Below are 4,646 nucleotides of genomic sequence, written 5' to 3'. Positions count from 1 at the left end.
TAACGAATCATAGTGCACGGTTTTTGGTGTTAATTCACATATTTAAGTGCACTATTCTACCAAAATATACACTATTATTCAATTCAATCAGTTATTTATGATTTTTGAGTAAGCTCTAAATAGTCTCGTCCCTGAAAAATTCCCGTCAATTGCTATCTTGGAACAGCAGCTTCAAAAGGTGATTGTCCATAAAAGGTAAATTGGGGTTATTTGATTTTTTTTCATCAAAGAATTCGTGAAGTCTGCAGTTTTCTCCACGGGAAAAAGAGCCAAAAAATGGCCAGTAGCCATTGTTTCAAATTCCAGGCAACAGCGGTCTAAGTTACTCTGCTTAAAACCACTTACGATTGAGTTTTCTTGCATTCATGATCATGACAACTTGACCATGAAATATTGTTTTTGCGTAATAACCTGAGTTATTTACAAGTTATTAGTGATGAACTAATGAATGTAAAACTATGCGGTCGTATTAATATTTTGCCCAAGATTTATGGGTAAATTTGAAGCGGTTTGAGTATTGTCAGGAATGGCCTCAATTAAAGCGAGAGCGCCTGCAGCGTTAATGTCCATTGCCTTTTTAAGAACTGCTATACCAACTGCTTGCTGAGTATTGAAATTAGACATTTCCGTTGCAACACTTGCGATACCTGTTACGTCCATAAAATCTCTCCCAATTATTATAATGGTCATTACGGCAGGTATTGCCCTATCTTTTAGAGGCAGCAAGGATTTTTCTTATTTGGGTAAAATTGTTTTTGCCCAGTAGCGATGAAATTTATTTATTGTGACAACTAATCTTTTCTTACAAACGTCGAAAAAAGTTTTTTAAATTGATCTTTCCAATCGAGCCCAACTTTTAATGGGATTTTCATTTGAACATCTGCATTTTCAGCATTCTTTCCTTCCAAATACAAAATATATTGTCCGGGCTCATTCAGTTTTAAGGCTTGGGTGATGACACCTGATGGATGCGATTGCGCGGCGACAGATAGTATTTCGTATTCTTTCTCCGTATTATCAATAGGTTCCAACTTAACTAAGCGTTGCGCTAACAGAAAATTCCGCGCTGATTCTGGATACAACAAGTCAATCGAGATATTTACTGCTGCCGGTTCGGGTACTTTGCCGCATTGAACAGGAACATGAGGTGACCGCATGGAATTCTCAGGCAATTCGTAGCCTGCCGGGAGGTAATATCCTGAATAACCAATGATTAAATTTTCAGTTTCTATGGTACAGGCTCCGCCACGAAAACCTTTTGGATAAGTTTCTGCTGCATCACCTTGCGAACTCACACCATACAGCATGCCGAATGCTAGGAAGGAAAATAGGACCCCAGTCAAAATTACGAGCATCAATTTGTAGGATGAAAATTTTGAATTGGTGAGCATAGTATTTTTACTGATTAAGAGGAATAACGAAAAATTATATCAATTAGCGATTAGTGATAGTAATACAACTGGCTTGTCGCAATGGTTTATATTACAGCCTTCCTGATCAACGCAGCGAAAAAATCCGGTAATTTGATGTGTCCATCAAGCGCGAATTGATGGGCTTGAACGGACATCTTTCTCCAGATTTTACCCATGATATTAATCCACTTCTGATCATCGTATTCAGGATGATTACTTGCAAAATCGAGCAAGTAGTGTTCGAGAAAAACCAATCCGGCGACATCTTCCAACAACTGGGTATCCGGATTGGTCTTCAGGGTTTTTTTGCCGACGGCCTGAGTTACCCGTGCAACGAGTATGCTTTCATACCCAGCCTTTGCGAGCAAATCAGCCACGGTGTCAGCATGAAATTTAGTTAATCCAGTGCGCCATTGATGATAGCCTCTGCGATTCATCGGATAATCGCTGCGTGGCGATTTCCAGCGCTGGATATGCTGTGCCCTCACCGCCAGTTTCATGGCATCGTCAGCTTCGGGTGCATAGCGCTCGAGCATGTCAGACATGCGGTGCGAATAAAGCAGTTCTTTCGGCCAACTTTCACCTTCATTGATTTCCTGGTTCGGGTCTTCGCCATTTGCTGCATCAATCAGCGCTTTTGCTTTGTCGAAACATTGTTGAGTCATATCGAAAGTTGATTGGTCTAATGATTGCCGATAAAGAGCCTTTGATACCATTATAATTAAAACATGGGTTTCGTTACCGTAACGAGTAAATTATATTTAGGGTATATCATGATTTGCATTTGCTTAACAAGGTTCAGGCTAATGAGGAACGCATAAGCACAAGGCCAGCACACGATTACCTGGGTTGAATTGGAGTAGATTTTATGAAACGACGCACTTTTTTATTACAAACACTCGCCGTAGCAACCGTGCTTCCGCTGGTTCCGGCATGCTCACGTACATCCGTGGTTGGCGAAGCATCTAGTCCTGTTTCTCCCATCAATAAGCCCCATGAGGAATGGCGCGAATTGGTCTCGCCCAGAGCCTATGAAATCCTGTTTGAAGAAGCAACTGAGCGCCCAGAATCCAGCAATCTGGTTTATGAGGATCGGGAAGGTATCTTTATTTGCGCCGCCTGTTATCTGCCATTGTTTGAAAGCGTGCATAAATATGAAAGCTGGACTGGCTGGCCCAGTTTTACCCAACCGATAGCCGGACACATAGCGACTAAAATCGACTTTAAGATGATTTGGCCACGCACAGAATATCACTGCGCACGCTGTGGAGGTCATCAAGGCCATGTGTTTAAAGATGGCCCGCCCCCTCGTGGAGAACGTTGGTGCAACAATGGCCTTGCGCTCAATTTCGTGCCCAAAGAAGAATCATTGCCGGCACTCAGAGGCTGATTAGTTGTTTGTGTTATGCAAGGACTACTTCATTTTATGAGAAATAATCATGACTAAAACATATCAAGATTATTTTGATGCTTTGGGTTTCAAAGAATCATCCAGTGTTTCCGGCGGTGCGCAGAATTATGGCTCTGAGAATCCGTTTGGTTATATCGGCAAGTATCAATTTGGAGAGGCGGCTCTTTTTGACCTCGGATACTATGGCATTGATAACAGTGATAGCAATTTATTCAGGAATGATTGGAGTGGCAACTGGTCAGGAAAAAATGGAATCAACAGTAAACAGGATTACTTTAATAATGGCGCCGTACAGGAACTAATCATACGCGACTGGCATGATATTTTATGGGGAAGAATTAAATTTCTGGAGCTTGATAAATACGAAGGACAAATTCTTAATGACAATCCAATAACAATCTCCGGAATGCTTGCTGCGGCACATCTCATTGGTGCAGGAAGTACCTCATCCGATACGGCTGGATTGAAAGGTTATTTGTTGTCGGGAGCGGTCTTCAGTCCGGCTGATGGAAATGGAACCACTGCCAATACTTTCATGAATTTTTTTGAAGGCTTTCAGACCCCGTTCATAGCCGATCATGACAAAGCCGAGTTTATTGCGGGTGGGACAGGAAAAGATGTACTGATCGGATTTGCAGGTAATGATACGTTAATCGGTAATGGAAATACTGATACGGCGATTTACCGTGGCCGTTTTGCTGATTACGACATCCATCATAATGCTGATCAGAACTGGACGATTATCCACAAAAATAGCGGGGTGGACGGTACAGATACACTCAACCAAATTGAACGTATTCAATATACTGATATTTCATTAGCGATTGATCTTGACGGCAAGGCCGGCATCACAGCGAAAACATTGGGCGCTGTTTTCGGCCAAGTATCGCTATCAAACGAGATTTACTCCGGCATTGGCTTGAATTTGCTCGATAACGGCATGAGTTACGAAGCACTGATGCAATTTGCAATCAATGCCGCGCTTGGCGACAACGCAACAAATCATACGGCTGTAGTAAATCTGCTATATAGGAATGTGGTTGGCTTTGCACCTTCTGCAGCAGATGAAGCTTACTACGTAGGGTTGCTGGATTCAGGCATTCATAGCGTTGCTTCAATTGGCGTAATGGCTGCGGATACTGCTCTCAATGGGGAAAACATCAATCTTGTGGGATTATCCCAAACTGGACTGGAATACGTATTGACTTCTGTTTAACAAACCATTGAAAAGCTATATTGCAGTGCCGCTGCGGTGTTAAAAACAGGCTCAAGATGCTCATTTATTATACATAAACTGTACTTACCCACCTGCTCTTCATTGCATCAGCGAATCTATCCGAAACGCCAATCTCAACGGTGGTACTCACCCATTGCTTCTGGCTGTCGAATGACCTCAAGCACTCGTAGACTCAACTCTCGGCCCCCAGGCACTTGCCACATGATAGATTGGCCTACGGACAATCCGAGCAAGGCACTCCCGACAGGAGCTGCAATAGAGATCGTTTCAGGTGTGCCAGCTTCATCAGGATAAACAAGTGTAAGCTTAAATTCCGAACCATTTGTATCATCAACAAAACGAATAGTCGAATTCATGGTAATAACGTCAGGTGGAACTTCGGTGGGCTCGACGACCGTAGCGCGGTCAATCTCATCCATCAGAGTATCAACTCCAGCAAATTGACTATAATTCTTTGAACTAAACAATGGCTATGTAACAATTAATTATTGAATTGTTTGTCCAACGTGCATTGAGATATAGAGGTGTGCACAATGAAATCAAGGGAATTCAAAGCATGGATGGAATTGATTGAACGCATGAGTCG

At 42.4% G+C, this 4,646-nt stretch carries 6 protein-coding genes; 2 read left to right on the top strand and 4 right to left on the bottom strand.

What is annotated here, in order from left to right:
• Positions 1 to 456: 456 nt before the first annotated feature.
• From Q0C11_RS14455 to Q0C11_RS14445, 3 genes are all read right to left on the bottom strand, one after another.
• Complete coding sequence (locus Q0C11_RS14455) at positions 457 to 660, bottom strand: YjfB family protein (protein ID WP_293009168.1); 204 nt, start codon at positions 658 to 660, stop codon at positions 457 to 459.
• Between the two features lie 131 nt (positions 661 to 791).
• A complete protein-coding gene (locus Q0C11_RS14450; protein WP_293009166.1) occupies positions 792 to 1,307 on the bottom strand; it encodes a hypothetical protein in 516 nt (171 codons plus the stop codon).
• Positions 1,308 to 1,477: 170 nt separating this feature from the next.
• The gene (locus tag Q0C11_RS14445) at positions 1,478 to 2,077 is read right to left on the bottom strand and encodes a DUF4202 domain-containing protein (RefSeq protein ID WP_293009164.1); all 600 of its coding nucleotides are present in this window, start codon (positions 2,075 to 2,077) and stop codon (positions 1,478 to 1,480) included.
• A gap of 203 nt (positions 2,078 to 2,280) precedes the next feature.
• Here Q0C11_RS14445 and msrB point away from each other — a divergent pair, with 203 nt between their 5' ends.
• Positions 2,281 to 2,802, top strand: coding sequence for a peptide-methionine (R)-S-oxide reductase MsrB (gene msrB / locus Q0C11_RS14440; protein ID WP_293009162.1), 522 nt, complete (start codon positions 2,281 to 2,283; stop codon positions 2,800 to 2,802).
• A gap of 49 nt (positions 2,803 to 2,851) precedes the next feature.
• Entirely contained in the window at positions 2,852 to 4,039 is a 1,188-nt protein-coding gene (locus Q0C11_RS14435) for a hypothetical protein (RefSeq protein WP_293009160.1), read from the top strand.
• 134 nt (positions 4,040 to 4,173) lie between these two features.
• On the opposite strand, the gene rnk is transcribed toward Q0C11_RS14435, so the two are convergent.
• Positions 4,174 to 4,527, bottom strand: coding sequence for a nucleoside diphosphate kinase regulator (rnk, locus tag Q0C11_RS14430; protein WP_293009158.1), 354 nt, complete (start codon positions 4,525 to 4,527; stop codon positions 4,174 to 4,176).
• Positions 4,528 to 4,646: the final 119 nt, after the last annotated feature.

The sequence above is a fragment of the Nitrosomonas sp. genome, assembly GCF_022842015.1.
GTDB lineage: Bacteria > Pseudomonadota > Gammaproteobacteria > Burkholderiales > Nitrosomonadaceae > Nitrosomonas.
Note: the sequence above shows the minus strand (reverse complement) of the source record. Positions and strands in the feature narration are given on the sequence as shown.

Bases quoted from the DNA above. Each gene is read 5' to 3' on its own strand.
- Q0C11_RS14455 (WP_293009168.1), bottom strand. From the start codon at position 660: ATGGACGTAACAGGTATCGCAAGTGTTGCAACGGAAATGTCTAATTTC.
- Q0C11_RS14450 (WP_293009166.1), bottom strand. From the start codon at position 1,307: ATGCTGTATGGTGTGAGTTCGCAAGGTGATGCAGCAGAAACTTATCCA.
- Q0C11_RS14445 (WP_293009164.1), bottom strand. From the start codon at position 2,077: ATGACTCAACAATGTTTCGACAAAGCAAAAGCGCTGATTGATGCAGCA.
- msrB (WP_293009162.1), top strand. From the start codon at position 2,281: ATGAAACGACGCACTTTTTTATTACAAACACTCGCCGTAGCAACCGTG.
- Q0C11_RS14435 (WP_293009160.1), top strand. From the start codon at position 2,852: ATGACTAAAACATATCAAGATTATTTTGATGCTTTGGGTTTCAAAGAA.